22 protein-coding genes are annotated in these 26573 nt (G+C 69.6%); 11 read left to right on the top strand and 11 right to left on the bottom strand.

Annotation, left to right across the window (positions count from 1 at the left end):
- Positions 1–4 precede the first annotated feature (4 nt).
- The 7 genes from AC3WXD_RS32285 to paaN all read right to left on the bottom strand — a co-directional run bounded on the left by AC3WXD_RS32285 (position 5) and on the right by paaN (position 9240).
- Positions 5–1243: an acetyl-CoA acetyltransferase gene (locus AC3WXD_RS32285; protein WP_492325466.1), complete on the bottom strand. Its 1239-nt coding sequence runs from the start codon at positions 1241–1243 to the stop codon at positions 5–7.
- The gene (locus tag AC3WXD_RS32280) at positions 1240–2271 is read right to left on the bottom strand and encodes an NAD(P)H-dependent flavin oxidoreductase (protein ID WP_492325465.1); all 1032 of its coding nucleotides are present in this window, start codon (positions 2269–2271) and stop codon (positions 1240–1242) included. Before AC3WXD_RS32280 ends, AC3WXD_RS32285 begins: the two co-directional genes overlap by 4 nt.
- Before the next feature lie 57 nt (positions 2272–2328).
- Positions 2329–3348 (bottom strand): Bug family tripartite tricarboxylate transporter substrate binding protein, encoded by a 1020-nt coding sequence (locus tag AC3WXD_RS32275; RefSeq protein ID WP_492325464.1) that lies wholly within the window; start codon positions 3346–3348, stop codon positions 2329–2331.
- A gap of 23 nt (positions 3349–3371) precedes the next feature.
- On the bottom strand, positions 3372–4109 hold the full coding sequence (locus AC3WXD_RS32270; RefSeq protein ID WP_492325463.1) for an alpha/beta fold hydrolase: 738 nt from the start codon (positions 4107–4109) through the stop codon (positions 3372–3374).
- Complete coding sequence (locus AC3WXD_RS32265) at positions 4106–5827, bottom strand: class I adenylate-forming enzyme family protein (protein WP_492325462.1); 1722 nt, start codon at positions 5825–5827, stop codon at positions 4106–4108. The genes AC3WXD_RS32270 and AC3WXD_RS32265 overlap by 4 nt, the downstream gene beginning before the upstream one ends.
- Positions 5828–5933: 106 nt before the next feature.
- Entirely contained in the window at positions 5934–7379 is a 1446-nt protein-coding gene (locus AC3WXD_RS32260; RefSeq protein ID WP_492325461.1) for a carotenoid oxygenase family protein, read from the bottom strand.
- A 73-nt stretch (positions 7380–7452) separates the two neighbouring features.
- Complete coding sequence (paaN, locus tag AC3WXD_RS32255; protein WP_492325460.1) at positions 7453–9240, bottom strand: phenylacetic acid degradation protein PaaN; 1788 nt, start codon at positions 9238–9240, stop codon at positions 7453–7455.
- Positions 9241–9521: 281 nt separating this feature from the next.
- Here paaN and AC3WXD_RS32250 point away from each other — a divergent pair, with 281 nt between their 5' ends.
- The 4 genes from AC3WXD_RS32250 to AC3WXD_RS32235 all read left to right on the top strand — a co-directional run bounded on the left by AC3WXD_RS32250 (position 9522) and on the right by AC3WXD_RS32235 (position 12704).
- Positions 9522–10604, top strand: a complete 1083-nt coding sequence (locus AC3WXD_RS32250; protein ID WP_492325459.1) for a porin — start codon at positions 9522–9524, stop codon at positions 10602–10604.
- Positions 10605–10657: 53 nt separating this feature from the next.
- On the top strand, positions 10658–11980 hold the full coding sequence (locus AC3WXD_RS32245) for an MFS transporter (protein ID WP_492325458.1): 1323 nt from the start codon (positions 10658–10660) through the stop codon (positions 11978–11980).
- 77 nt (positions 11981–12057) lie between these two features.
- On the top strand, positions 12058–12294 hold the full coding sequence (vapB, locus tag AC3WXD_RS32240) for a type II toxin-antitoxin system VapB family antitoxin (RefSeq protein WP_492325457.1): 237 nt from the start codon (positions 12058–12060) through the stop codon (positions 12292–12294).
- Positions 12294–12704 carry a type II toxin-antitoxin system VapC family toxin gene (locus AC3WXD_RS32235; RefSeq protein WP_059413364.1) on the top strand — a complete coding sequence of 137 codons (411 nt, stop codon included), beginning with the start codon at positions 12294–12296 and terminating at the stop codon, positions 12702–12704. Before vapB ends, AC3WXD_RS32235 begins: the two co-directional genes overlap by 1 nt.
- A gap of 10 nt (positions 12705–12714) precedes the next feature.
- Here AC3WXD_RS32235 and tal read toward each other — a convergent pair whose 3' ends face one another.
- Complete coding sequence (gene tal, locus AC3WXD_RS32230; RefSeq protein WP_020205307.1) at positions 12715–13653, bottom strand: transaldolase; 939 nt, start codon at positions 13651–13653, stop codon at positions 12715–12717.
- A gap of 256 nt (positions 13654–13909) precedes the next feature.
- Here tal and rpiA point away from each other — a divergent pair, with 256 nt between their 5' ends.
- Complete coding sequence (gene rpiA, locus AC3WXD_RS32225) at positions 13910–14596, top strand: ribose-5-phosphate isomerase RpiA (RefSeq protein ID WP_059413365.1); 687 nt, start codon at positions 13910–13912, stop codon at positions 14594–14596.
- A 114-nt stretch (positions 14597–14710) separates the two neighbouring features.
- Here the strand turns inward: rpiA and AC3WXD_RS32220 are convergent, their stop codons facing one another.
- Entirely contained in the window at positions 14711–14986 is a 276-nt protein-coding gene (locus AC3WXD_RS32220; RefSeq protein WP_020205310.1) for an oxidative damage protection protein, read from the bottom strand.
- Positions 14987–15097: 111 nt separating this feature from the next.
- A complete protein-coding gene (argA, locus tag AC3WXD_RS32215) occupies positions 15098–16543 on the bottom strand; it encodes an amino-acid N-acetyltransferase (protein ID WP_492325456.1) in 1446 nt (481 codons plus the stop codon).
- A gap of 197 nt (positions 16544–16740) precedes the next feature.
- Here argA and hrpA point away from each other — a divergent pair, with 197 nt between their 5' ends.
- From hrpA to AC3WXD_RS32185, 6 genes are all read left to right on the top strand, one after another.
- Complete coding sequence (gene hrpA / locus AC3WXD_RS32210; protein ID WP_492325455.1) at positions 16741–20721, top strand: ATP-dependent RNA helicase HrpA; 3981 nt, start codon at positions 16741–16743, stop codon at positions 20719–20721.
- Positions 20722–20883: 162 nt separating this feature from the next.
- Positions 20884–21870, top strand: a complete 987-nt coding sequence (locus AC3WXD_RS32205) for a YVTN family beta-propeller repeat protein (protein WP_029044446.1) — start codon at positions 20884–20886, stop codon at positions 21868–21870.
- A 91-nt stretch (positions 21871–21961) separates the two neighbouring features.
- A complete protein-coding gene (locus AC3WXD_RS32200) occupies positions 21962–22843 on the top strand; it encodes a polysaccharide deacetylase family protein (protein WP_492325454.1) in 882 nt (293 codons plus the stop codon).
- Positions 22843–23817 (top strand): sterol desaturase family protein, encoded by a 975-nt coding sequence (locus tag AC3WXD_RS32195; RefSeq protein WP_059413369.1) that lies wholly within the window; start codon positions 22843–22845, stop codon positions 23815–23817. The genes AC3WXD_RS32200 and AC3WXD_RS32195 overlap by 1 nt, the downstream gene beginning before the upstream one ends.
- 94 nt (positions 23818–23911) lie before the next feature.
- Entirely contained in the window at positions 23912–24787 is an 876-nt protein-coding gene (locus AC3WXD_RS32190) for an EI24 domain-containing protein (RefSeq protein ID WP_492325453.1), read from the top strand.
- Between the two features lie 12 nt (positions 24788–24799).
- Entirely contained in the window at positions 24800–25633 is an 834-nt protein-coding gene (locus AC3WXD_RS32185) for a competence/damage-inducible protein A (protein ID WP_492325452.1), read from the top strand.
- A 135-nt stretch (positions 25634–25768) separates the two neighbouring features.
- Here AC3WXD_RS32185 and AC3WXD_RS32180 read toward each other — a convergent pair whose 3' ends face one another.
- On the bottom strand, positions 25769–26233 hold the full coding sequence (locus tag AC3WXD_RS32180; RefSeq protein WP_020206353.1) for a rhodanese-like domain-containing protein: 465 nt from the start codon (positions 26231–26233) through the stop codon (positions 25769–25771).
- Positions 26234–26573 lie beyond the last annotated feature (340 nt).

The raw sequence follows: 26573 nt of genomic DNA, 5'->3' as shown, positions 1-26573 counted from the left end.
CGCGTCATGCTTCCCGCACGCCGACCACGAAGCTCGCCACGGTGGCGCACGAGCCGCCGATGTTGAGCGTGGCAAAGGTGCGCGCGCCGTCGACCTGGCACTCGCCGGCGCGGCCGCCGACCTGGCGCGCGGCATCCAGCAGCATGCGCGCGCCGGTGGCGCCCACCGGATGGCCGCATCCGATCAGGCCGCCCGATGGGTTGATCGGCAGCTTGCCGCCGCGCTCGATGAGGCCGGACTCGATGGCCTGCCAGCTCTGTCCGGGCGGCGTCAGGCCGAAGTGGTCGATGGCCATGTACTCGGTGGTGGTGAAGCAGTCGTGGGTCTCGATGCCGTCGAGTTGAGCCGGCCCGTCGATGCCCGCGCGCCGCCATGCGTCGGTGATGGTGTCGCGCACGTGGGGGAAGACGTAGGCGGCGTCGCGGCTGCGGTCGAGCTTGTCGAGGAAACGGATGCCGGCATTGCGGTGTCCCCAGCCGAGGATGCGCGGCAGGTCCGCCAGGCTGGAACCGCGTCGCGCCGCGTAGGCCTGGGCGAAGCGCGCCGAGGCCAGCACGATGGCGCACGCGCCGTCGGTGATCTGCCCGCAGTCCTGGCGGCGGGTGCCGGGTTCGATGAGCGGGTTGGCCTGGTCGTCGTCGGTGAAGCTGTCCGCCGCGAATTCCCAGTGGCGGGTCTGCGCCAGCGGATTGCGGCGGGCGTTGCCGTAGTTGATCTCGGCGATGCGGTTCAGGTAGCGCCGGTCGAGTCCGTAGCGGCGCGCATATTCGCCGGCCACGCGGCCAAACACGGCCGGCCACATGAAGCGGCAGTCGATGTCTTCGCGGCCTTGCCAGGCCGCGGCATTCTGGTTGCGCGAGGCCGCGTCGCCGGGCAGGTTCTTGAATTCCTCGGCGCCCAGCACCAGCACGCAGTCGTAGCGGCCGGCTTCGATCTCGGTCATGGCGGCCAGCGTCGCCAGCGAGGACGAGGCGCACGCGCCCTCGTGCCGCATGGCGGGGACGCCCCACAGTTCCGGCACCACCTGCGCGACCATCGCGCCGAGGTGCGCCTGCTGGCGCTGCATCTCGCCGAACGCATTGCCCACATGGACCGATTCGATGGCCGCGGCGTCCAGCCGGCAGTCGGCCAGCGCGCCGAGCGTGGCGTCGCGCATCATGTCGCTGATGTCGAGTCCCTCGCGCGACCACGCGCGTGCGAAGTCGGTCTGGCTGCCACCGAGGATATAGATGTGCTGGTTCATGCCGTGACTCCGGAAGGGCTGTCGATGGTGTCTGCAATGCCGGCGCGGGCGCTGGCGGGATCCGTTCCATAGCGCGTGCCCGCGAAGCGCCGCGCCGCTTCCCGGTATTCCAGCGCGAGCCGGTCCACCACGGTGGCCACCGGCTCGACCGCGCGGATGGCGCCCACGCCCTGGCCGGCAGCCCAGACCTCGGTCCAGCGCTTGCCGGCGAACGACTGGCTGCTGTCGTAGTTGCGCCCGGGCGGCGGCGGCAGGTTGGCCGGGTCCAGGCCGTTGGCGACCAGGCTGGGCTTGAGCCAGCTCGCGGGCGTGCCGGTGATGCAGTCGCTGACCAGCACGTCGTCGGCGTTGCTCTCCACGAGCATGCGCTTGTAGGCATCGGGTGCCATGCTTTCGCCGGTGGCGATGAGGCGCGTGCCCATGTAGACGAAGTCGGCGCCGGCCGCGAGCGCGCCCGCCACGCCCCAGCCGTCGGCGATGCCGCCGCCGATCACCAGGTAGCCATCGAAGAATTCGCGCACCGCCGAGACGAACGCGAACGGCGACAGGGCGCCGGTATGCCCGCCCGCGCCCGCGGACACGCAGGCCAGGCCGTCGACGCCTGCGGCCGCGGCCTTCCTGGCCAGGCCAAGACTGACCACGTCAGCGAAGACGAGGCCGCCGTAGCCGTGCACGATTTCCAGTGCCGGCTTCGGGCTGCCTAGCGCGGTGATGACGATGGGCGGCTGGTAGCGCGCGACCAGCGCCAGGTCTTGTGGCAGGCGCTGATTGGAGGAGTGCGTGACGAGGTTGGCGGCCCACGGCGCGATCTGCGCGCCGGGAGCGGCGGCGCGTGCCGCGGCCAGACCCTCGGTGATGGTGCGCATCCAGTCGTCCAGCATTTCGATCGGGCGGGCGTTGGGCGTGGGGAAGGCGCCGACGATGCCGGCGCGACATGCCGCCATCACCAGTTCCGGACCCGAAATCAGGAACATCGGCGCGGCGAACACCGGCAGGCGCAGCAGATGGGGAAGGGCGTTGCGTTTCATTTGATGGCTTGTCCGTCAGGTGAACGAAGGCAGGGGAAAGCGCAGACGAGGATGCGGCTACTGGCTGGCGCGGAAGCCGGACAGCCGCACGGCTTCGCCCCAGCGCAGCGATTCCGCGCGGATGCGGGCCGACAGTGACCGCGGCGTGCCCGGTTGCGGGACGAAGTCCCAGGCTTGCCAGCGCTGCGCGAGCGCCGCGTCGCGCAGGATCGCGTCGAAATCGGCGTGCAGCTTGCCGATCACCTCGTCCGGCGTGCGCGACGGCGCCACCAGCGCGGCCCAGACGTCGAATTCCAGGTCCGGGTAGCCGAGTTCGCGGAAGGTCGGCACGGACGCGATCAGCGGCGAGCGCGTGGCGCTGGTGGTGGCAAGCACCTTGAGCCGGCCGGTGTCGAGGTGCGGCTGCACCGCCAGCAGAGGGAGGAAGGCCGCCTGCACCTGCCCGCCGACGAGGTTCTGCACCGCGGCCGGCGTGCCGTTGTACGGCACGTGGACCAGGTCGAGGCCGGCGCGCTGATTGAGCAGCACGCCGGCCAGGTGCGAACTGTTGCCGGCGGTGAATGAGGCGAACGACAGCTTGCCGGGATGCGCGCGCGCCCAGGCGACGAAGGCCGGCAGGGTATCGGCGGGTACCGAGGGATGCACGGCGAAGACCAGCGACGAGCCAAGGAATCCGGTGACCGGCTTGAAGTCGAGCACGGGATCGTAGGGCAGGCTGGCGAACGTATGCGGGTTGATGGCCAGCATGCCGGTGTTGGCCAGCAGCAGCGTGTAGCCGTCGGGGGCCGCGCCGGCGCCGGCGCGCGCGGCGATGATGCCGCTGCCGCCTGGGCGCGCCTCGATCACCAGCGGCCAGCCGGTGCGCTCGCGGTAGTGCTCGCCGGCCAGGCGCAGCGCTGCGTCGAGCGTGTTGCCGGCGGCGAACGGCACGATCACGCGCACCGGCCTGGCGGGGAATGCCAGGGCCGTGGCGCGCGCCGGCAGCGGGGCCGGCAATGCGCCCAGCGCGGCCAGCGGCAGCCCCGCCAGGCCGGCCAGCAGGCGGCGGCGCCCGGGGGATGGTGTCATCGTCTTCATGGCCGTCCTCGTTGCGCTGGTCCTCATGGTCTTCCCCGCCCGGTTTCCGGGGCCAGGCCGGCGAGCCAGTCGGCCAGCGCGGCGGTCACGGCTTCCGGCTGCTCAAGCGGCGCCATGTGGCCGCAGTCGGGTATCCAGGTCGCCTGCGCGCGCGGCAGCAGCCGCGCCATTTCCTCGCCCAGCGCCAGTGGCACCACGCGGTCGTCGCGGCCGTGGATCACGCACGCCGGCGCGGAGAAACCGCGCGCCGTGTCGCGCTGGTCGCCGCGATGGATCACGGCCTCCACCTGGCGCGCATAGGCGTCGATGCCGATCGAGCCCATCATCGCGCGCAGTGCGCCGGTAAGCCTGGTGTCGCCCAGGCGGGCCGGATGGAGCGCGAACGGGAGGATGTCGTCGACGGCGCGCGGCATGTCCTGCCGCGCCTGTGCCAGCAGCGCACGGCGGCGCGGTGCGGCGTCGGGGTGCTCGGCGCGCCCCGCGCTGCCGATCAGCGCCAGGCCGGCGACGCGCGTGGGGAACCGCCGCGCCAGTTCCAGCGCGACGTAGCCGCCCATCGAGAAGCCCGCCACGGCAAAGCGCGTCGGCAGGCCGGCCGCAGCGGCGGCGGCCATCGCGCCGATGCTGTCGTGGCGGTCCACCGCGGCGACCTGGATGTCGGCCAGCGGCGCCAGCGCGGGCCGCACCGCGTCCCAGACCCGCGCATCGTTGAGCAGCCCGGGCACCAGCAACAGCGTGGGGCGTGTCGAGGGGGCGGTCATGCGGCCTCCCTGGCGGCCGCCTCGGCCAGCATGGCGCGCAGGTCGTGCTTGAGGATCTTGCCGACGGGGTTGCGCGGCAGGGCATCGAGCAGCAGCAGGCGTTCCGGCAGCTTGAAGGTGGCGATGCGGTGCTGCCGGCGCAGATGCTCGCCGAGTTCCTGCAGCGTCAGCGCCGCGCCGGGGCGCAGCGCCACGCAGGCGCACAGGCGTTCGCCGAGCACGGCGTCGGGGTAGCCGACCACCGCCACCTCGCGCACCTTGGGATGGCCCACGATCAGGCCTTCGATTTCCTCGGGCGAAATGTTCATGCCGCCGCGAATCACCAGGTCCTTGGAGCGGCCCACGTAGCGGTAGAACTGCTGGCGCTCGCCGGCGATCTCGAACAGGTCGCCGGTCTTGTAGAACCCGTCGCCGTCGAAGGCGTTGCGCGTCAGTTCCGGCGCGTTCCAGTAGCAGTTGAAGATGGTCGGTCCGCGGAAACGCAACTCGCCCGGCACGCCGTTTTCCTCGATGGCCGCGCCGCTGGCCGGATCGACCAGGCGGGTCTCGATCTTCTGCGCGGTGGAGATCGACCAGGTGAAGCGCTTGACGCCGGCGCGCGGGAAGTAGGCTGCGCGCTGGGCCGGATCGGGGATGTCGGCGGCATTGCCGGACAGCGCGGCGCCTTCGTTCGATCCGAAGTAGTTGACGATCTGCACGCCGAAGCGGCGATGGAAGGTCTCCACCATCCAGGCCGACAGCGGGGCGGAGCCGGAGCCGATGCTGCGCAGCCGGCCGAAGTCGATGCCGTCGAGCAGTTGCGGCTCCTGCAGCAGCATGTTGAGCACCGCGGGCGGCGCGACGGTGTAGTCGATGCGCTCTTCGCGCAGTTGCCGCAGGAACACCTGCAGGTCGAACGGATGATGCTGCACCACCGACGCGCCGAGCCATGCCCATGCCGCGAAGTTGGTGGACAGGCCGGCCATGTTGACGAGCGGGAACGGGTTGAGCAGGCGCGCGCCCGGCGCGAGGCCCGCCGCTTCAATGATCGACGGCGCGATGATCAGCCATTCGTTGTGGCTGCGCGGCACGCCCTTGGGGCGCGCTTCCGTGCCGGAAGTCCAGCAGATGGTAAAGACGTCGTTGGCGCTGACCGCGGCATCGCGCGCGGCCTGCTCGACGCGCGCGGCGTCGGCCGGGCGCGGCAGCAGGCGGTCCAGCGCCAGCGCGCCGGTCGGTACCGCGCTGCCGTAGGCGAGCACATGCGTCAGCGAGGGTGTGGCCGGTTGCAGTCCCAGCGCCATCTCCGCATGGGCGTGCCTGCCGATCCGCGTGGCCGTGACGATGGCGCGCGCCCGCACATGGTTCAGGATGTAGCCGAGTTCGTGTTCGCGGTACTGCACGGGCACCGGCGTGACGATGATGCCAAGCCGGGCGCAGGCCAGATAGATGGTGAACTGTTCGATGCCGTTGGCGAGCTGGACCGCCAGCACGTCATCCTTGCGCAGGCCGGTGTTGCACAGCACGGCCGCCATGCGCAGCGCTTCCTCGGCCAGCCCGGCATAGGTCAGCCGGCGCGGCGCGCCGTCCATGAGCGCTTCGCGATTGGGGGCATCGGCCACCGCCTCGCGTTGCGGGTGCGCGGCCAGGTTGCGCTGGAACAGGTCCCACAGGGTCTGGGTACCCCACCAGCCGCGTTCGGTAAAAAGGGCGATCTTGTCTTGCGGTACGAGTATCACGCTTGTCTCCTGGTTGGCGGCGCCATCCGCCCGGACCGGCGGCGGTGGCGTGCCTTTTTTTGTTGTCGTGCTGGTTTCCGTTTTTCGTTGCGTGTCGGGCTTGCGCTCAGCGTCCGCTTGCCAGGCGCGCCTGGCTCACCCATGTGGCATGGAAGCCATGCGGCACGCGCTGCGGCAGCAGGATGCGCGCCACCGGTCCTTGCGCCACGTCGCGGGCATCGGACACGTGTACCTCCGAACGCTGGTCGCGGCCGTTCCAGACAAAGCCGACCAGATAGCCGTCGTCCTCGGCTTGCCAATTGTCGCGCGGCGCGAAGGGGGCCTCGCTGTACCAGTAGTCGGCGCCGCCGGAATATGCCTGCACCGAGCCGGTTTCCAGGTCGAAGCGGGTCAGGCCGCAGAAGCGCGGCTGCTCGGGCATGCGGTTGCGTCCCATCAGCACGTTCCACGAATAGCGGGTGCGGTAGCCCTGCATCCACGAATTGATGACCGGGAACTCGCTGTTGACGACGTCGTCGAGCAGGCGCTCCTTGGTTTGGCCCGTGGCCAGGTTGAAGCGCCATTCGTAGAACAGGAAATCATGTTCCAGGCTGGCGGGCATCAGGGGAATGCGCTCGGCTTCGAGGCGGCCGTCACGGTCGCGCGGCAGCCGGAACGGCGTGCCGGTCATGACGATCTCGGTCTCGCCCCTGGCATTGACTTCCTCCCACGCATTCGACACGTGATACATGTAGGCGGGCTGTGCTTCGAACCAGCGGATCTGGCTGGCGTCGCCGTGGCGTGGCACCACGGCGAAGCGGCTGGGCAGCCCCTGATGGAACTTCAGCTTGTGGCGGCCGGCGGCCAGCGCGTCCATGTCGTAGAACAGCGGGAAGTCGTGCAGGACGGTGTAGTTGGGCGTGATGGCCATGTCGTGGGGCAGGCGCGGTCCGGGCAGTTCCACCGGGATGAGATGCCTGAGCGCGCCATCGGCCCCGATCACGCCATAGTGCATGTAGGGCGGCGCCTTGCCGTAGGCGAAGAAGATGAATTCGCCGGTGCGTTCATCCACGCGCGAATGGGCCGAGATCGGCAGGCCGGCCAGGCGCGCGTCCGGCTCCAGTTTGCCGAGCGTGTCGAGCGTGCCCGCGTCGCACTGGTAGACCGCGCCGCCGAGGTACCACATCGAGACCAGCTTGCCGTTGTGGTACTTGACGTCGGTATTGGACGTGTTCTTCAGCGGCATGTCGGGCCGGTCGCGGCGCGGCGGCTCCTTCACCCCTTTCCACAGTGCCTGCCCGGCGGCGAGTTCCTCCTTGAGCGCATCGGTCATGACCCAGCGGTTGCGGTACTGCGCGCGGCCGCGCTCGAAGCGCACCGCATGCAGCATGCCGTCGCCGTCGAACCAGTGATAGCGGCCCGCGGCTTCGAAACGGCGGTTGGGGCCGTTGCGCACGTAGAGGCCGTTGAGGTCGGCCGGGATCTCGCCGATCACCTCCAGGTCGTCGCGTACCACCTCCTGTCCGATCGGCCCGTAGCCGCCTTGCAGCACGGCAATGTCGTTGATGCCCATGATGATGTCTCCTTGTTGGGGTACTGCATTGTTCTGCCGCGCCATGCGCGGTGCCTTCGTGCCGGCGTCGGCTTCAGGCGGCCTGGGGCTCGCGCGCCTGCGCGATGCGGAAGCGCGCGGCGACGAAGGCATGGTCCGTCAGGCTGGCGTTGCCGGCCGGGTTGAGCCCGCTGACGTGGTAGTCGCTGTAGGCCGCGGCGAAATTCAGCGGCATCGGCCCGCTCATGTTGATGGTCAGTTGCGCGCCGGCCAGCGCGTAGGCGTCTTCCGCGCGCGCCACGAAGGCGGGGGCGGTCGAGTAGAGGAAGGCCGTCAGGCCGCCGGCGGCGCGCGCGTCCGCCGTGGCATGGGCCAGCGCGTCGTCGGCATCGTCGCAGGCGATGACGAACGAGACCGGCCCGAAGCGCTCCTGCGCGTACAGATCGCGCTGCGCGGTGGTGACTTGCAGCATGAGCGGCGTGGCGGTACGCGCCTGCGGGAACTGCGGATGGGAATAGGGTGTGGAGGCGAGCAGCACCTTGCCGCGCGCCGCGCCCTGTGCCGCCAGGTCGGCGAGCAGGTCCAGCGTTTGGTCGGACTGGATCGCTGCCAGGATCGTTGCCGCTCTCGCCGGATCTCCCGCCAGCGCGCGGATGGCTTGCGCCAGGCGCTGCGTCACGTCGGTGAGCGGCACCGTGCCGGCGCGCGTGCGCACGCCGTGGCGCGGCACGTAGATGTTCTGCGGGCTGGTGCACATCTGCGCCGAGAACAGGCACAGCGATGTGGCGAGGCTGCGCAGCACCACATCGAGGTCGTCGCAGGATTCGAGCACCACCGTATTGCAGCCGCTGGTCTCCGTGTAGCAAAGCGCCGGGTGGGCGTTGCGCTCGACCCACTGGCCGAAGCGGGCGCTGCCGGTGAAGTCCACGATGGCGGTGCGCGGATGGTTGACCAGCGCCTTGCCCAGCGGCGCGGCAGGCGTGTCGAGCGCCAGCGTCACCAGATTGGGGTCGAACCCGGCCGCAGCCAGTTGCGCGCGCATCAGCTTCACCGTCAGCGCCATCGGCAGCACGGCGGTGGGGTGGGGTTTGACGATCACGGCGTTGCCGGTGGCCAGGCTCGCCATGATGGACGGCCAGGCATTCCAGGTGGGAAAGCTGGCGCAGCAAAAGCACACCGCCACGCCGCGCGGCATCAGCCGGTAGCGCTTGTCCAGCGCAACACGTGAGGCGCCGAACCGGCGCTCCCAGGTGGCGGTGTCCGGCACCTGGCGCATGGCGTCCCAGGCGTGGGCGATCGCCTCGATGGCGCGGTCCAGCGCGTTCACGCCGGAGCCGGCGTAGCTCATGTTGAAACTCTGCCCTGTGGTGTGGAAGACCGCCTGCACCGACTCGAACAAGCGTCGATAGAGCTGCTCCACGATCTCCATCAGCACGCCGACGCGCTGCTGCGGCGAGGCCTGGCGCCAGCCAGCGGAGATCGCGGTCTCGGCCGCCGGGAACAAGGTGTCCAGGTCCGACTGCGGGTAGCGGATGCCGAGCGGGCGGCGTGTGTAGGGCGAGGCTTCGGGCAATTCCGGGTGGCCGAGCCAGCCCGTGATGCCGGGCTGTTCCAGCGCGAAGGGCCGCCCCAGCATGGCGTCGAAGGCCGCTGCGGCAGCCGCTTGCGCGGCCTCGCTGTCGGGGTAGTGCCCCGGCATTTCGGGAAACGCGCTCCAGCAATGTCGTATGCGGCAGGCCAGCCATGCGTTCTCCAGGCGGGCGAGGTGGCGCGCGAACAGGGCATCCGCGACGGGGCGGGGTGCCGCCGTGCCGCCGCTGTACTGCGTCTGCAGGTCCGGCGCGGCAGCGGCATCTCCGCATGGGGGAGGGGTGGTGGTCACGGATGTCTCCTTGTCCGCCGCGCATGCCTGGTTTGGGTGATGGCGGCAATTTACTTTGTAATTCGAACTTATATTAGTTGTGATGTAGGCAGACTTCAAGCACTTCTTGCGTGGCATCTCGGTTAATTTTCGCCGTGAAACCTAGGGTTTCCAACCACATATCAAGATGGTGCTTTGTTATAGCATGAATTTTGAAGTCTAAATTAGAAAGTAAATTGAGGGGGTGGTCGACGTCGGGAAATGGGGAACGGCAAAGACAACGACAAAAGGAGGTAGACAAGATGAGAGTTCTGATTCCGGCCGTGCTGGTACTGGCGGCGTGCATCCCCGGGCGTGGCGCAGCCCAGAATGTCCTGCTTGGCGGGCAGATCAAGCTGGGCCTCGATTCGACTTCGACCGGCGGCCAGGGCCGCGCCGCGCGCCTTGCCGACAACACCAGCTTCTTCTTTTTCGACGGCAGGGAGGACCTTGGCAAGGGCCTCAAGGCGCTCTATCACCTGGAGTGGAACTTCGGCGCCGACACCGGCGTGCGCGGCGCGGGCCGGGGCATCTACATGGGGCTGGACCAGGCGGACTGGGGGCGGTTGCTGCTTGGCCGGCAGTCGGTGTACTTCAGCCACCACTGGTTCATCAACGATCCGCACGGCGCCTTCGATGCGGCGCCGCTGGCGGCGAACTCGCTGAACGTGCTGGGCTCCATCAACGGCGCGCACTTCGCCGGCAGCTTCCTCAACAACACGGTCCGCTACGAGGCCCCGGACCTCAACGGCTTTTCCGGCATGGTGTCGTTTTCCTTCGACGCCGAGCAGCCAGGCGCCGGGCGCAACCACACCTGGTATCTGGCGCCCACCTACACGCGCGGCGCGTTCAAGGCCGGCCTGTTCCACATGCAGCGCGACAGCCAGGGCGCGTTGCCGGCGCAGACGGTCGGCCAGTTGGACCAGACCGCCGACCGGCTGGCGCTGGGCTACACCTGGCGCGGCTTCGGTTTCGGCCTGCTGGTGGACCACAATCGCGTGCGCGACCGTGCCAGCGGGCGGGGGCAGCGGCGCTATGCGTTCGCCGTGCCGCTCAACTACAACACCGGGCCGCACGGCATGGCGATGACCTACGGGCAGGCGCTATCGATGAAGGACAACGGCCAGACCGTCGACGGCACCGGCGCACGCATGTTGTCGGTGAGCTACCAGTACCGGCTCAGCAAGCGCACGTCGATGGACCTGTCTTTCGTCGAATTGCGCAACCAGCGCAAGGGCCGCTACAACTTCTGGGGCGGCTCGCTCAACGGCTCGCTCCAGCTGCCGGCGCAGGACGCCGGCGCGCGCAGCCGCATGGTCTACCTGGGCATGAAGCACCAGTTCTGAACCGTCCGGGCCGGCGCGTGCGCGCCTGGCCATTCTCATTCGGAGACACCAGCATGAACGATATTCCAGCGCAAGCGGAAAGTGCCGCCGCGCCGGCCGGGGACGGCGCGCTGCCCCGGCTCGATGGCGAGCACTACCGCGTGCTCGGGTTGTCCACCCTCGGTGGCGCGCTCGAGTTCTACGAATTCATCATCTTCATCTATCTGGCGCCGGTCCTGGGCGCGGTGATGTTCCCGGCTGAGGTCCCGGCCTGGATCCGACAACTGCAGACGCTCGGCATCTTCGCCGCGGGTTATCTGGTGCGGCCTTTCGGCGGCATCCTGCTGTCGATGCTGGGCGACAGGCTCGGGCGCAAGCGTCTGTTCGCCGTCAGCCTGTTGCTGATGGCCGCGCCGACCTTCGCCATCGGTCTGTTGCCGGGATATGCGCAGATCGGTGCTGCCGCGCCGCTGCTGCTGCTGGCGCTGCGCATGTGCCAGGGGTTGGCAATGGGAGGGGAACTGCCCATTGCCTTGACCTTCATCGCCGAGCATGTGCCGCCGCGCCGGCTGGGCCTTGCCACCGGCTCGCTGGGGGCGGCGTTCACCGTGGGCTCGCTCGGCGGGCTGCTGGCCGTGATCGCAGTGAGCGGCTATTTTCCCGGTGCGGCATTGCAGGAGTCCGGCTGGCGCCTGCCGTTCCTGTTCGGCGGGTTGTTCGGTTTCCTGTCGGCCTATTTGCGGCGCTATGTCAGCGAAACGCCGGTGTTCGAAGAGATGCGCCAGCGCAAACAGCTCTCGGAAACCATGCCGTTCCGCGCGCTGTTCCGGCGCCATCCGCGCGAAGTGGTGCTGTGCCTGCTGGCCAGCACGGCCACCGCCGGCGTGCTGGCCAGCTCGGCGCTTTATCCGATGACCTACCTGCAGGTGGAACTGGGCTTCACGCGCGCGGTGGTCAACCAGGCGCAACTGTGGCTGCTGGCCAGCATGGCCGCCGGCACGCTGGCCGGCGGCTGCCTGCTCGACGTGCTCGGCTGGAGCAAGGCCGTCGCGCTGTTCGCGGCGATCCTGGTCGCGGGCCTGCTGCTTACCTATATTGCGCCCGATCCCGCCACGCTGCGCTACGGTTTCGCCGTGATCGGCCTCGGCACCGGCCTGACACCAATGATGTACAACCTGCTGGTGCGCAGCTTCGCCGCGCCGGTGCGCGTGACCGGCATCGCGCTGACCTATAACGTGGCGCAGGCCGTGGTAGGCGGCCTGCTGCCGGTGGCGATGGCATCGCTCGCCCATTTCGACCGCTGGGCGATGGTGTACGTGCCAGCGGCGTTCGCGGTGCTGGCCGTGGCGGTCGTGCCGGCGGCGTGGCGCTGCCGCAAGCCGATCGGGTTCGCGTAAGGCGATGTACATCCCGGATGTACATCGCCCGCCGCCGTGCTAGACTTCCTGCATCCAGTGCTTATCAGGGGGCTGCCATGCACCACACCCGCATCTTCCGCAACGGGAATTCGCAAGCGATACGGATTCCCGCCGACCTTGCCTATCCGGACAGCGACATGCCGCTCGAGATCGAGCGGGTTGGCGACGAGCTGCGCATCCGCCCGGCGCGCAAGCGCCTGACCGGGCTGCTGGACGTGTTCGCGGCGTTTCCCGAGGATTTTCTCGCCGGCGGGCGCGAACGGCAGGAGCAGGCCGAACGGGAAGGGCTTTGATGGCCAGGTATATGCTCGACACCAATATGTGCATCTACCTGATGAAGAACCAGCCGCCGCACGTGGCGCAGCGGCTGGAAGCGTGCTTCGAAGGGGATGTGGTGCTGTCGGCGGTGACGCTGGCGGAACTGGAATACGGCATCGCCATGTCGCGGGAGCCGGAAGCGGCCCGCCGCGCGCTGGCGGCGCTGGTGGCGCGCGTGCCGGTGCTGCCGCTGACGAGCGCGGCGGCGCGCGCCTATGGTCCGATCCGCGCGGCCACGCGCGAGCGCAAGGCCGACGCGCTGGACAAGCTGATCGCGGCGCACGCGCTGGCCGAGGGCGCCATCGTCGTGACCAACAACGTGCGCGATTTCGCCGCCTACCCGGGTGTCAGCGTGGAAGACTGGTCGGTGCCGCCGGCCGCCTGAGCCGCCACGCTCAGCGCGCGATCAGCGCCTCCAGCTTGACCGCATCCGCCGCGAACAGGCGGATGCCGTCGGACAGCTTCTCGGTGGCCATCTGGTCTTCGTTGAGTTGCCAGCGGAAGGCCGCTTCGCCGCATTCGATGCGCGCGATGTTGGCGGCCTGGGCCTGGTCCACCGACAGCCTGCGCTCGACCTGGCCTTCGGTGGCGGCGAGCTTTTCGAGCAGGTCGGGGCTGATGGTCAGCAGGTCGCAGCCGGCCAGCGAGAGGATCTGTCCGGTGCTGCGGAAGCTGGCGCCCATCACTTCGGTCGCGTAGCCGAATTTCTTGTAGTAGTCGTAGATCTGGCGCACCGAGCGCACGCCGGGATCGTCGTCGCCGGCGTTGGCGGCGGCGTCCCATTTGTCGCCGGCCTTCTGCTTGTGCCAGTCGAGGATGCGGCCGACGAAGGGCGAGATGAGCTGCGCGCCGGCTTCGGCGCAGGCCACCGCCTGGGCCAGCGAGAACAGCAGCGTCATGTTGCAGCGGATGCCTTCGCGCTGCAGCACCTCGGCGGCGCGGATGCCTTCCCAGGTGGAGGCGATCTTGATCAGCACGCGCTCGCGCGCGATGCCGCGCTGCTCGTAGAGGGCGATCAGGTGGCGCGCCTTGGCCACGGTGGCCTCGGTGTCGAAGGACAGGCGCGCGTCGACCTCGGTGGAGACGCGGCCCGGCACGATCGCGAGGATCTCGCAGCCGAAGCCGATCAGCAGCGCGTCCATGACGGCGTCGCGGCCTTCGTTGTCGCGCACGGCCTGGTCCAGCAGCGGGCGGTACTCGGCCTTCTGCACGGCCTTGAGGATCAGTGAGGGATTGGTGGTGGCGTCCTGCGGCGTGTACTGCTTCATCAACTGGAAATCGCCGGTGTCCGCCACGACGGTGGTGAACTGCTTGAGCTGATCGAGCTGGTTCATGGTCGGTGAGTCGCTGTTAGAGAGGGTGGATGGCGCCGCGGCCGGCATGCCGGGCCGCGCGCGCCGCCGTACATCGTTGCGCTCCCGGCAGGGGAGGGCGGTGCAAGGCGCAATGCCTTGGCCGGTGCCCGGAGCCGTCGTGCGGGGGCCGGGCGCCGGCCTCGCAGCCATTGTACCGCCGCCCCGCGCCGCCTCCGGCGATGCCACGGCATTCCGGTACACTATGCGGTTTCCCCCAAGCAGACGGGCTGTTGTCATGACTCAGGATGAACTCAAGGCGCTGGTGGCGCAAGCCGCGGCCGACTATGTCGAGAAGGAAGTGCCGGCCGGCGCGGTGCTCGGCGTGGGCACGGGCTCCACGGCCAACCTCTTTATCGATGCGGTGGCGGCGTTCAAGGGCCGCTTCGCCGGCGCGGTCTCCAGCTCGGAGGCATCCACCCGCCGCCTGCAGCAGCATGGCTTCAACGTGCTGGACCTCAACGAGGTCGACGAAATCCCCGTCTACGTGGACGGCGCCGACGAGATCGACGCCAGCGGCGCCATGATCAAGGGCGGCGGCGGCGCGCTCACGCGCGAGAAGATCGTGGCCTCGGTGGCGCAGCGCTTCGTCTGCATCGCCGACGGCAGCAAGCTGGTGGAAGTGATGGGCGCGTTCCCGCTGCCCGTGGAAGTGATTCCGATGGCACGCGCCGCGGTGGCGCGCAAGCTGGCCGCGCTGGGCGGCCAGCCGCGCCTGCGCATGACGAAGGAAGGCGGCATCTACAAGACCGACAACGGCAACGTGATCCTCGACGTGGCCGGCCTGAAGATCGCCGACCCGAAGGGCCTGGAAGAGGCCATCAACCACGTGCCCGGCGTGGTGACGGTGGGCCTGTTCGCGCTGCGCGGCGCGGACGTGCTGCTGCTGGGCACGCCGGAAGGGGTCAAGCGCAGCGATTTCTGAGCCGCGCGCCAGGATTTCCGGCCGACAGGATGTCCGGCCGACAAAAAGGGTGCCTCTCGCGGCACCCTTTTTTTGCGCTTCACTGCCGCGGCACCTGGCCGCGGGCAGCCGCCATCACGCCTGCGGCGGCGGCACGTAGCCCTGGGCCTGGTCGGCGCCGTCGCCGAAGAAATACTTCTCGGTCTGCTTGAGCAGGTACTGGCGCGCGCGCGTGTCGGCCATGTTGAGGCGGTTTTCGTTGATCAGCATGGTCTGGTGCTTGAGCCAGCCGGCCCAGGCTTCCTTGGACACGCTTTGCCAGATCTTCTTGCCGAGTTCGCCAGGCAGCGGCGGCAGGTCGAGCCCTTCGGCTTCCTTGTTGAGCTTGACGCATTGGACCATGCGGGCCATGGGGAACTCCTTGTAGTCGTGTGATGTGGCCGGCGCGGCGGGCGCGCCGCGCCATTGCAGGGCGCTATTGTAGCGAAGCGGGGGCCAGCCTTCCGGCTACCCCCACGGTCGTCACAGTTTTTTCATCAGCACCATCGACTTGCGCTGCCAGTTGTAGAGCTTGCGCTTGTCTTCGGGCAGGTCGTCCACGTTGGCATGGACGAAGCCGCGCTTGAGGAACCAGTGTTCGGTGCGCGTGGTGAGCACGAACAGGCGGTCCAGCCCGAGGCTGCGCGCGCGGCGCTCGATGCGCTTGAGCAGGCGCTCGCCGTCGCCGGTGCCCTGCGCCTCGGCCGACACGGTCAGGCAGGCCATCTCGGCCATGCCTTCGCGCGGGTAGGGGTAGAGCGCGGCGCAGCCGAACAGCACGCCGTCGTGCTCGATCACCGAGAAGTTGGCGATGTCGCGCTCGATCAGGTGGCGCCCGCGCGGCACCAGCGTGCCGTCCTGCTCGAGCGGGGCGATCAGCTGGACGATGCCGCCGACGTCGTCGAGCGTGGCCTCGCGCAGGCTTTCGAGGTCGGTGTCCGAGATCATGGTGCCGACGCCGTCGTGCAGGAACAGCTCCAGCAGCACCGAGCCGTCCAGCTCGAACGGGATCAGGTGGGCGCGCGGCACGCCGCCCTTGAGGGCCTTGACCAGGTGTTCCAGGTAATAGGCCACTTCGGGCGGCAGGTGGTTGTTCTGCAGCCGCTCGACGGCGGTGCGCAGCGACATTTCCGGCATCAGCCGGCCGGTGGCGTCCTGCACGCCGGACACCTCGGTGATGAAGACCAGCTTGTCGGCCTTGATGGCGGTGGCGGTGGCGCTGGCCACGTCTTCCATCGACAGGTTGAAGGCCTGGCCGGTGGGCGAGAAGCCGAGCGGCGAGAGCAGCACGACCTTGCCGTGCGAGAGCGACATGCGGATCGACTCGCCGTCGATCTTGCGCACCAGGCCGGTGTGCTGGTAGTCCACGCCTTCGACGATGCCGACCGGGCGCGCGGTGACGAAGTTGCCGGAAATCACCGACAGCTGGGCGCCGGCCATCGGCGTGTTGGGCAGGCCCTGGCTGAAGGCGGCCTCGATGTCCAGGCGCAGCTCGCCGGCGGCTTCCTTGGCGCATTCGAGCGCGGCGTTGTCGGTGATGCGCACGCCATCGGCGAACTGCGACTCGACGTGGCGCAGCGCCAGTTGCTCTTCCACCTGCGGGCGCGAGCCGTGCACCAGCACGATCTGCATGCCCATCGCGTGCAGCAGCGCGACGTCGTTGACCAGCGCATTGAGCGTGCCGGCCTTGACCAGCTCGCCGGCGAAGGCGATCACGAAGGTCTTGCCGCGGAACGCGTGGATGTAGGGGGCTACCGCGCGCAGCCAGTCGACGAACTGCTGGTGGTCCGGCGCGCCGCGCTCGGTCGCCTCGGAGGCGGGGGCGGAAAGCGGCGCGGCCGGGGGCGCGGAGGGGGCGGGGACGGGCAGGGGCTCGTCCTTTTCGGACGGCGCGGGCGCGTCGGCTAGCGAGTCGGTTCTTGCATTCATGCCGCGGATTATAATCCCGGCCAATGTCAGCACAACGCCCCGCCAAACCTTTGCCGCCGGATCGGAAAACCGAGGCCGGCCAGCCCGCGCCCAAGGCCGCTCCCGCACCCGTCCAGACGCCCGCCCGGCCTGCCGCCCAGCAGGGGCGGCGGCCCGGTCATGCCGGGCCGCCCGGCGGCGCGCGCGCGGGCGCTGCTATGTCCGCCGCCGCGTCCGCCGCCATGCCCGCCGGCGCGCCGGAAGGCCGCGCGCCGGCGCGCGGGGACGGGCGCCGGCCAAAGCCGGTGGACGCCGCCGCGCCGGCCGGGCCGCGCCCGCCCAGGCCGCCGCGCGAGGGCCGGCCGCGCGCGGAAGCCGCCGCCCGCCCGCGCCGCGTCGCCACGCCGCTGCCGCCGCTGACGTTTCCCGAGGCGCTGCCGGTATCGGCGCGCCGCGAGGAGATCGCGCAGGCGCTGCGCGACCACCAGGTGGTGATCGTCTCGGGCGAGACCGGCTCCGGCAAGACCACCCAGCTGCCCAAGATCTGCCTGTCGATCGGGCGCGGCCCCGGCACGGACGGCAGCGGCGGGCTGATCGGCCATACCCAGCCGCGCCGCATCGCCGCCACTTCCACGGCCAAGCGCATCGCGCAGGAGATCGGCACGCCGCTGGGCGAGCACGTGGGCTACCAGGTGCGCTTCAACGACACCATGTCGCCGGGCGCCTCGGTCAAGCTGATGACCGACGGCATCCTGCTGGCGGAAACCCAGACCGACCCGCTGCTGCGCGCCTACGACACCATCATCATCGACGAGGCGCACGAGCGCAGCCTCAACATCGATTTCCTGATCGGCTACCTCAAGGAGATCCTGCCGAAGCGCCCGGACCTCAAGCTCATCATCACCTCGGCCACCATCGACGCCAACCGCTTCGCCGAGCATTTCGCGCAGCGCGGCAAGCCGGCGCCGGTGATCGAGGTGAGCGGGCGGCTGTACCCGGTGGAGATCCGCTACCGCCCGATCGAGAAGGACGCGCCGGCCGACGGCGCGCCCAAGTCGGCGCAGAGCAAGGACCGCGACCTGTTCGACGGCATCGTCGAGGCCGTGGACGAGCTGTGCCGGCTCGGCCCCGGCGACGTGCTGGTGTTCCTGCCCGGCGAGCGCGAGATCCGCGAGGCGGCCGAGGCGCTGCGCAAGCACCATCCGCCGCACACGGAGATATTGCCGCTGTTCGCGCGGCTGTCGGTGCAGGAGCAGGAGCGCGTGTTCCGCCCGTCCAATGCGCGCCGCATCGTGCTGGCCACCAACGTGGCCGAGACCTCGCTGACCGTGCCCGGCATCCGCTACGTGGTCGATACCGGGCTGGCGCGCGTCAAGCGCTACTCGTACCGCAACAAGGTCGAGCAGCTGCAGATCGAGGCGATCTCGCAGGCCGCCGCCAACCAGCGCGCCGGGCGCTGCGGCCGGGTGGCGGACGGCGTCTGCATCCGGCTCTATGAGGAATCGGATTTCATCGGCCGCGCGCGCTTCACCGATCCGGAAATCCTGCGCTCCTCGCTGGCCGCGGTGATCCTGCGCATGAAGGCGCTCAGGCTGACGGCGATCGAGCAGTTCCCGTTCATCGAGCCGCCGCTGGGCCGCGCCATCGCCGATGGCTACCAGTTGCTGCAGGAGCTCGGCGCGGTCGAGAGCGCGGGCGACGACGCCAACGCGCTGACCCAGACCGGCCGCCAGCTCGCGCGCCTGCCGCTGGACCCGCGCGTGGCGCGCATGATCCTGGCCGCGCGCGAGCATCACTGCCTGCGCGAGGTGCTGATCATCGCCAGCGCGCTGTCGGTGCAGGACCCGCGCGATCGCCCGCAGGAGGCGCAGGAAGCCGCCGACCAGGCGCACCGCAAGTTCATGGACGAGAAGTCCGAGTTCCTCGGCTGGGTCAAGCTGTGGAAGTGGTTCGAGGAAGCGGTGGCGCACAAGAAGACCAACCGCCAGTTGCAGGACCAGTGCCGCGCCAGCTTCCTCTCGCACGTGCGCCTGCGCGAATGGCGCGACGTGCATTCGCAGCTGCTGACCACCGTGACCGAGCAGGGCTGGCGCCTCAACGAGAGCGAGCCGACCTACGAGCAGGTGCACAAGGCGCTGCTGACCGGCCTGCTCGGCAACGTCGGCTGCAAGCTCGACGAGGCCGACGGCCGCGGGCGCGAATACCTGGGCGCGCGCGGCATCAAGTTCCACCTGTGGCCCGGCTCGCTGATCGCGCGCAAGGTGGGCCGCTGGATCATCGCCGCCGAGCTGATCGAGACCAGCCGCCTGTTCGCGCGCACGCTCGCGCGCATCGAGCCGGAATGGCTGGAGCAGGTGGGCCGCCACCTGCTCAAGGTGAGCTGGAGCGATCCGCACTGGGAGAAGAAGTCGGGCCAGGTGATGGCGATGGAGCGCGCCACGCTGTACGGGCTGGTCGTCTACCAGCACCGCCGCGTGCACTACGGGCCGATGAATCCGGCCGAGGCGCGCGAGCTGTTCATCCGGCGCGCGCTGGTGGAAGGCGAGTTCGACACCCGGCTGCCGTTCTTCGCGCACAACCAGCGCCTCACGCGCGAGATCGAGAATCTCGAGCACAAGTCGCGCCGCCAGGACGTGCTGGTCGACGACGAGCTGATCTTCGCGTTCTACGACCGCCTGATCCCGGCCGACATCCACCAGCAGGCCACCTTCGAGCAGTGGTATCAGGCCGAGAGCGCGCGCGACCGCAAGCTGCTCTACCTGAACCGCGAGGAGCTGATGCGCCACGAGGCGGCCGGCATCACCACCGACCTGTTCCCCAAGATCCTGCCGGTGGCCGGCGTGGACATGGCGCTGACCTACCACTTCGAGCCCGGCAGCCACCGCGACGGCGTGACGCTGACCGTGCCGCTGTACGCGCTCAACCAGGTGCGCCCCGAGCGGGCCGACTGGCTGGTGCCGGGCATGGTCAAGGAGAAGGTGCACCTGCTGCTCAAGTCGCTGCCGCAGAAGCTGCGCCGGCATTGCGTGCCGCTGCCCGACTACGCGGCCGGCTTCGTCGAGCGCAACCCGTTCGGCGAGGGCGAGCTGCTCGACGTGCTGATCGCCGACATCCGCGCGCAGACCGGCACGCTGGTCAGGCGCGCGGACTTCAAGCTGGAGACGCTGCCGGCCCACCACGCGATGAACTTCAAGGTCATCGACGAGCACGGCCGCCAGCTCGACATGGGCCGCAACCTGGCGCAGCTGCGCGCCGAGCTGGGCGGGCAGGCGCAGCAGTCGTTCCAGAGCATCGCCGCGCAGTCCGCCTCGCAGGCGCCGGCGGCCGAGCCGGGCCAGTACGAAGGCCTGACCAGCTGGTCGTTCGGCGAGCTGCCGGAACTGCTGGAGATCCGCAAGGGCAACCAGACGTTGTTCGGTTATCCGGCGCTGGTCGACCACGGCGCGCATTGCGACGTGGAGGTGTTCGACGACCCGCAGGAAGCGGTGCGCGTGCACCACGCCGGGCTGCGCCGCCTGTTCGCGCTGCAATTGCGCGAGCAGGTGAAGTTCCTGGAAAAGAACATTCCCGGCCTGCAGCAGATGGCCATGCAGTACATGACGCTGGGCACGCAGGAAATGCTGCGCGACCAGATCGTCACGGTGGCGCTGGAGCGGGCCTGCCTGCAGGCGCCGCTGCCGCGCAACGAGGCCGAGTTCGCCGCGCGCAAGGAAGAAGGGCGCTCGCGCCTGAACCTGCTGGCGCAGGAAATCGCCCGGCTGGTGGGTGCGGTGCTGGCCGAGTACGCCACGCTGCCGCGCAAGCTGGTGCAGGCCAAGCCGTTCGCCGCCGCGCACGCCGACATGGAAGCGCAGCTGGCGCGGCTGATGGGCAAGCAGTTCGTGACGGACACGCCTTACCAGCAACTGGTGCATTTCCCGCGCTACCTGAAGGGCATCGCCATGCGCATCGACAAGATCAAGGGCGATCCCGCGCGCGACGCCCAGCGCCTGCAGGACATGACGCCGCTGCTGCAGCAGTGGCAGCGCGCCGAGAAACAGTTGCGCCAGCAGGGCCGGGGCGTGGAGGACGCGCGCCTGGACGAGTTCCGCTGGATGCTTGAGGAACTGCGCGTGGCGCTGTTCGCGCAGGAGCTGCGCACGCCGGTGCCGATGTCGGTGAAGCGGCTGCAGAAGGTGTGGGAATCCATGCAGCGGTGAGCGCCGCGCGGCGCGGGGAGCCCGCGCTTTCCCGCGGCTTTCCGTGTGCGGGCCGGTGCACCTTGCGACATTGTGACGAAGTGTTAGTTTGTTGCTTCAGGTCATCGGATCGCGGCCCTGAAACGTTAGAATGCCCGATTCAGTCTTTTGCCTAACGGTCTTATGCTCGCATTGCGTCGTGTAGTTTCCGGGTTTGCCATGCTCGGCACCCTGGCCCTGGGGATGGCAGCGGCGCCGGCCTCGGCGGAAGTCGTGGTGGTCCTCAATTCGGGTGATGCTACCGTCACCCTGATCGACAAGGACACGCAGAAGGTGCTGGAGACCTTCCCGATCGGCAAGGAACCCCATCACCTGATCGCCACGCCCGACGACAAATCGCTGATCGTCGCCAACGCGGTGGGCAACGACCTGGTCTTCCTCGACCCCGTCACCGGCAAGGTCCAGCAGCGCGTTCCCAACATCGACGATCCCTACCAGATCGGCTTCTCGCCCGACCAGAAGTGGTTCGTCACCACCGGCAACCGCCTCGACCGCGTCGACCTGTACCGCTGGGACGGCAAGGCGCTCAAGCTGGCCAAGCAGCTGCCGCTGGCCAAGACACCGAGCCACATCGCCTTCACCGCGGACAGCCGCGTGGCCTTCGTCACGCTGCAGGACTCCAACGAGGTGGTCGCCATCGACCTGCCCACGCAGAGCGTGATGTGGCGCATGGACGCCGGCTCGGCGCCGGCCGGCGTGTGGGTCACGCCCGACCAGAAGTACCTGCTGGTGGGCATGACCGGCGCCGACTACGTTGCCGTGATCGACTGGCATACCCGCACCGTGGTCAAGCAGATCCCGACCGGCAAGGGCGCGCACAATTTCCGCGCGGTGGGCGACAAGCGCCACCTGTTCCTGTCCAACCGCGTGTCCGGCACCATCAGCATCGTCGACCAGCAGACCCTGACCAAGGTCGGCGACATCACCGGCCTGCCGCCCGGCCCGGACGACATGGAACTGACCGCCGACGGCAAGACGCTGTGGGTGAGCTTCCGCTGGGCGCGCTCGGTCGGCCTGATCGACGTGGCCAGCCGCAAGCTGGTCAAGACCATCCGCGTGGGCCGCTCGCCGCACGGCATCTACTTCCGCACGCGCGCGCCGCTGTACTGAGCGCGGCGCGGAACGCCGCGGCGGGCAGGGCAATCGAACTAGCATGGCTGTCGCTACTCCAATGCAGTCACAGGTCAACAGGACAGGCATCATGAGCAAGATTTCGCGGCCCCGCCCGGCCCGCGCGGCGATCCGCGCGGCGGCGGGGCTTGCCGCGGCCGGGCTGGCGCTCGCCGCGGGGCTGGCCGGCGCCGCCGCGCCCGCCGCCGCCGGTGCCGGCGCGCAGTCGTGCCGCGCCGGCACGCTCTACCTGACCTTCGACACCGGCAGCATGAGCCAGGCCGCGCTGATCGCCGACACGCTGCGCCGCCACCACGTCAAGGCCACCTTCTTCCTCGCCAACGAGCCCACCGTCAACAAGGACAGCTCGCTCGACCCGGGCTGGGCGCCGTACTGGAAGACGCTGGCGGCGGACGGCCACGTGTTCGGCAGCCATACCTTCGACCACGTCTACCTGCGCGGCACGCGCGACGGCAAGGTGACGATGCGCCCGCAGTTCGGCGCGCAGGCCGGGCAGGACGTGGCGATGGACCAGCAGGGCTTCTGCGCCGAACTCAAGCGCAGCGCGCAGGCGCTGCATAGCCTGAGCGGCGCCACCATGTCGCCGCTGTGGCGCGCGCCGGGCGGCCATACCGCGCCGCAGACGCTGCAATGGGCCGAGCAGTGCGGCTTCAAGCATGTGGGCTGGGCGCCGGCCGGTTTCCTCGGCGACGAGCTGTCGTCCGAGCGCTTCCCGAACAAGGCGCTGCTGGCACGCGCGCTGCGCGACCTGCGCGACGGCGACATCACGATGGCGCACCTCGGCATCTGGTCGCGCAAGGACCCGTGGGCGCCGGCCGTGCTCGAGCCGCTCATCAGCGGCCTGGAGCGCAAGGGCTTCTGCTTCGCCACGCTGCGCGAGCATCCGGCCTACCGCGAGTGGTTCCGCGCGCAGGCGGCCACGGCCGCGGCCGGGGGTGCGGGGAGGCCGTGATGCTGGACACCTTCAATGCCTGGGTCGGCCAGGTCGAGGCGACGCTGTTCCAGGACGTGATCCTGCCGGTGGTGTACCAGCTCGGCCTGGGCGGCTACGCCGAGGACGCCTTCACCGGCACCGAATGGCTGCTGGTGGGGCTGGTGCAGATCGTGGTGATGGTGCTGATCCTCGGCCCGCTGGAAAAGCTGCGCCCGGTCGAGGCCGTGACCGACCGCGCCGCGATCCGCACCGACATCCTCTACACGGTCATCCACCGGCTCGGCCTGTTCCGCCTGGCCATGTTCTTCCTGCTCGACCCGGTCATGGACGCGCTGGAAGGGCACCTCCGGCTGCTCGGCTGGCAGCGCGTCAACGTGGAGGACTGGTGGCCCGGCGTGACCTCGATCCCGCTGGTGAGCTTCGTGGTCTACCTGCTGCTGTTCGACCTGCTCGACTACTGGTACCACCGGCTGTCGCACAGCTACCGCTGGTGGTGGAGCCTGCATGCGCTGCATCACAGCCAGCGCCAGATGACGCTGTGGAGCGACAACCGCAACCACCTGCTCGACGACATGCTGCGCGACCTGGTGTTCGCCACCGCCGCGCTGGCGGTCGGCGTGGAGCCGTCGCAGTACGTGCTGCTGGTGGCGCTGTCGCAACTGCTGCAGAGCCTGCAGCACGCCAACCTGCGCCTGCATTTCGGCGCGCTCGGCGAGCGCCTGCTGGTGTCGCCGCGCTTTCACCGCACCCATCACGCGGTGGGCGTGGGGCACGAGACGCAGGGCCGCCCGGGCCGGCTCGGCGGCTGCAACTACGGCGTGATCTTCCCCTGGTGGGACATGCTGTTCCGCACCGCCGTGTTTACCGATGCCTACCATCCCACCGGCATCCGCGACCAGATGCCGCCCCCGGCGGGCAAGGGGCGCGACTACGGCGCCGGCTTCCTGTCGCAGCAGTGGTACGGCATCCGGCGGCTGCTGCGGCGCGGGTGAGCGCCCGCGCGGGCCCGGCAGCCCGTTCCGGTGACGTGTGCTAGTCTATCCGTCCCCGTTTGCGCGGTAGCCGCGCGATCCTCCTCTTGCCTGCATGAACGACATTTTCCGCGCGCTCGCCCGTGCCCTGATGAGCCAGCTGCATCCGCGCATGCTGATGCTCACCGTCATCCCCTTCGTGCTCGCCACGGCGCTGTGGGGCGGCCTGCTGCTGTGGGGCTGGGAACCCATCATGGCGACCGCGCGCGGCATGCTCGAAACCTCGGTGCTGACCAGCTGGATCTACGCCGGGCTGGCGTGGCTGGGCATGCAGTCGCTGCACGCGGTGGTGGCGCCGCTGTTCGTGATCGCGCTGATGGTGCCGCTGGTGATCGCCTCCATGCTGATCTTCATCAGCCTGTTCTCGGTGCCGGCGGTGGTGCGGCACCTCGAGCGCAGCTATCCCGGCCTGGAGCGGGCCCGGGGCGGCAGCGTGGCCGGCAGCGTGCTGCAGACGCTGGGCAGCACCTGCCTGTTCCTGGTGCTGGTGATCGTGACCCTGCCGCTGTGGCTGTTCCCGCTGTTCTTCGCGCTGATCCCGCCGCTGCTGTGGGGCTGGCTGACCTATCGCGTCATGACCTACGACGCGCTCGCCGAGCATGCCACCGCCGAGGAGCGCCGGACCCTGATGAAGCGCCACCGCATGCCGCTGCTCGCCATCGGCGTGGTGGTCGGCCTGCTGGGCTCGGCGCCGACGCTGATCTGGGTTTCCTCCGCGGCGCTGATCTTCCTGTTCCCGTTCGTGCTGGCGGGCACGCTGTGGCTGTACGTGCTGATCTTCATCTTCTCGGCGCTGTGGTTCGGGCATTTCTGCCTGCGCGCGCTGGAGCAATTGCGCGCCGAGCGCGCCGCCGCCGCCGCGGCGGCAGCGCCGGCGCTGGACGTCATCGATCTCGCGCCGTCCGACGTGCGGCGCATTGAACATTCCTGAAGCGAGGGCATCATGGGTTTCGGCCTGATCGTCATTGGCGACGAGATTCTGTCTGGGCGGCGCGAGGACAAGCACATGCGCCGCGCCATCGAGCTGCTGGCGGCGCGCGGGCTGGCGCTGGACTGGGCCGAGTACGTCGGCGACGAGCGCGCGCGCATCACCGCCACGCTGCGCCGCACGCTTGCCGGCAGCGACGTGGTGTTCTGCACCGGCGGCATCGGCGCCACGCCGGACGACCACACCCGCCAGTGCGCGGCGGCCGCGCTCGGCGTGCCGCTGGAACTGCATCCCGAGGCGCGCGAGCTGATCGCCCAGCGCATCGCCGAGACCGCCGCCGGCGACCCGGTCAAGGGCGACCTGAACCTGCCCGAGAACCAGCACCGCTTCAAGATGGGCGAATTCCCGGCCGGCGCGCGCATCATCCCCAACAGCTACAACCGCATTCCCGGCTTCTCCGTGGCCGACCACCACTTCATGCCCGGCTTCCCGGTGATGGCGTGGCCGATGATGGAATGGGTGCTCGACCACTACTACCCGCACCTGTTCCATATGTCGGTGCAGGAAGAGCGCTCGTTCCTGGTGTTCGAGGCGCCCGAGTCGACGCTGACCCCGCTGATGGAGCGGGTCGAGGCGGCGTTCGACGGCGTGCGCGTGTTCAGCCTGCCGTCGGTGGGCGACGCCACGCGCGGCGAGCTCTATGCGCGGCGGCACATCGACCTCGGCGTGAAAGGCGCGGTCGATCTGGTCGAGCCGGCCTACGCGATGCTGCGCGACGGCGTGCGCGCGATGGGGTTCGAGCTGGTGGAAGTGGGCTCGCGGCGGCCCGGGGATCCGGCGGGGGACTAGGGCGCCGGCCGCGGCGCGTTCGCGCAACGAAAAAACAGGACAGCGGAACTGTCCTGTCGGCAACTTCACGGGACAGCGCGGCTGTCCCGTTTTCACTGGCCCGGCCGGCGCCGGTCCGGGGCTATCCCGCCACCATCACGCGCCGTGCCACGGCAGGCCGCGCACGCACCAGCCTTCGACCGTCTTGCGGTGATGGTGCTCGTCGCGGTTGCCCTCGAAGCCTTCGAGCACGTCGATGGCGAACTGGTAGCCGGCCTGGGTGGCCACGCGCGCGGCATGCTTGGAGCGCGCCGCGCTGCGGCACAGGAACAGCACCGGCACGTCGGGCGCCACGCGCGCCTTGAGCTGTTCGAGGAAGGCCGCGTTCTGCGCGCCGCCCGGGTAGCTCATCCATTCCACGTGCGCGGACTGCGCTTCCGGCAGGTCCGGGCCGCCGATCCAGTCCAGCTCCGCCTGCGTGCGCACGTCGACCATCACGGCGCGGGGGTCGTTCTGCAGCAGCGCGAACGCTTCCTGCGGGGAGAGGGCGCCGAAATAGGGAAGCTGGTCTTGCTGCTGGCGCTGGCGCGCGGCCTGGAGGAGATCGTCTCGGGTGGTCATCGGGGGTGGGTGGCAGGATCTTGGGGGATGGGAATGGCGTCCGTCTGTCCGCCCATCGCGCAGCGGGGACGCCATCGGCTATTCTAGCGCGCCGCGGCCCGGCGCCGGTGCGTTCGGACGGTGCTGCCGGCGAACCAGGGCGGGCGGAGAGGTGGTGCGGGCGCGCATGCACCAAAAATATGCATGACACCGCATTGGCACGAAAATAGTGCGCAATGAAAAGGCGCGGCACCGTTTTGGTGTTTCCGGCGCGCGGCCCGCATGCGCAGTCGCGGGGCGCGTGCGCGCCGTTCGCCGCGGTGCCGTTCCGCATATGCCACATGCGGCACCCATCGCCGGG

The sequence above is a fragment of the Cupriavidus sp. FW216-B1 genome (assembly GCF_058789195.1).
This window is presented reverse-complemented; position numbering and strand designations above follow the sequence as displayed.